The sequence below is a fragment of the Runella limosa DSM 17973 genome (assembly GCF_000482465.1).
Lineage (GTDB): Bacteria > Bacteroidota > Bacteroidia > Cytophagales > Spirosomataceae > Runella > Runella limosa.
In genome coordinates this window covers 1-1,215 of record NZ_AXVJ01000108.1, presented here as the reverse complement: position 1 = coordinate 1,215, position 1,215 = coordinate 1, and the positions used below count along the sequence as shown (strand labels likewise).

Below are 1,215 nucleotides of genomic sequence, written 5' to 3'. Positions count from 1 at the left end.
ATTGTAGATTTACTTTTTCAAAATAATATTTGGCAATGAAGGAGTTAAACCGATTACTCACTGGTACTCAGATACTGAGGTTATGTTTGGTTTCTCCTTCATGACAAATGCTGATAACGGACAGTTCATTGGGTATTTTAGCCCGTCTCACAATGTTGTTTATAGGCATTTAATTGTTTCATCTTTTTTTATTTTAGTTATGGGTACTTATCTTGGAATCGACATTAGTAGTGACTTTATTCACATCGCTTGTGAAGATAATACTACTTGGGTTTTCACCAAAGTTGAGAACGAGCTCAAAGCTATTGATGACTGGATAAGCAGCATGCCAGAAGATATTCATGTCATCTTTGAATATACTGGTACGTATTCTCACCGCTTGGCCTACGGCTTATCGTTACGAGAAAGAACCTTCAGCATGATTACGCCTTCTCAGAGTAAAGGCTTTGCTGCTTCGCTGAAAAACAAGGCTAAAACCGATGCCCAAGATGCCAAAGTACTGGCACTTTATGGTTCAAAAATGCAACCTGAGCCTACTATCTTGACTGATGAATCACTTCATCAAAAAAAGCAAATCTATAAGCATTATAATGACTTAATAGCTCAAAAACAGGCTCTTAACAATAAGATTCATGCACTGTCATTCGATCCAAGAGCTGCTAAAAAAGTCGTTGATAGCTTAGAGGTTCTCGATAAGGTTTACCAGCAACAAATTGAAGATTTTCAAGAGCAACTCTTCGATTTGAATGATGATGAGTTTAAACAACTCAAAGATAAACTCATGCAAATCACAGGTATTGGCCCAAAGGCTGCTACGGGTATTATCATTCAAACCAATGGACTCAAAAACTTTCATTCTGCCAAAGCACTTGCTGCTTTTCTAGGACTTGTGCCAACAACCAAGCAGTCAGGAACTTCCCTAAAAAGTAGAGGCAGATTAGTTAACACTGCTTGCAAACAACTCAGGTCTATTCTCTTTTGTGCAGCTCAATCAGCAGCCAAATTTAACTTGGATTGTAAAGAACTTTATACAAGACTACTGGCTAAAGGGAAATCCAAAAAAGCCGCTAAAATGGCTGTTGCCCACAAATTGATTAGACAGGCTTTCGCTATCGTCAAAAACAATGCTGTATTTCAAAATGACTTTCAGGCTAGCAAAATTGCGCTCGCAAAATAATAGTTGCCTTGTGCTTTGTTTTTTAACACAGTTCATAA

The 1,215-nt window shown here is 37.7% G+C and carries 1 protein-coding gene; it reads left to right on the top strand.

Going from position 1 to position 1,215, the window contains the following annotated elements; genetic code table 11:
• Positions 1 to 82: 82 nt before the first annotated feature.
• Positions 83 to 1,177 (top strand): IS110 family RNA-guided transposase, encoded by a 1,095-nt coding sequence (locus tag K339_RS35890; protein ID WP_084332172.1) that lies wholly within the window; start codon positions 83 to 85, stop codon positions 1,175 to 1,177.
• The last annotated feature ends 38 nt before the right edge of the window (positions 1,178 to 1,215 follow it).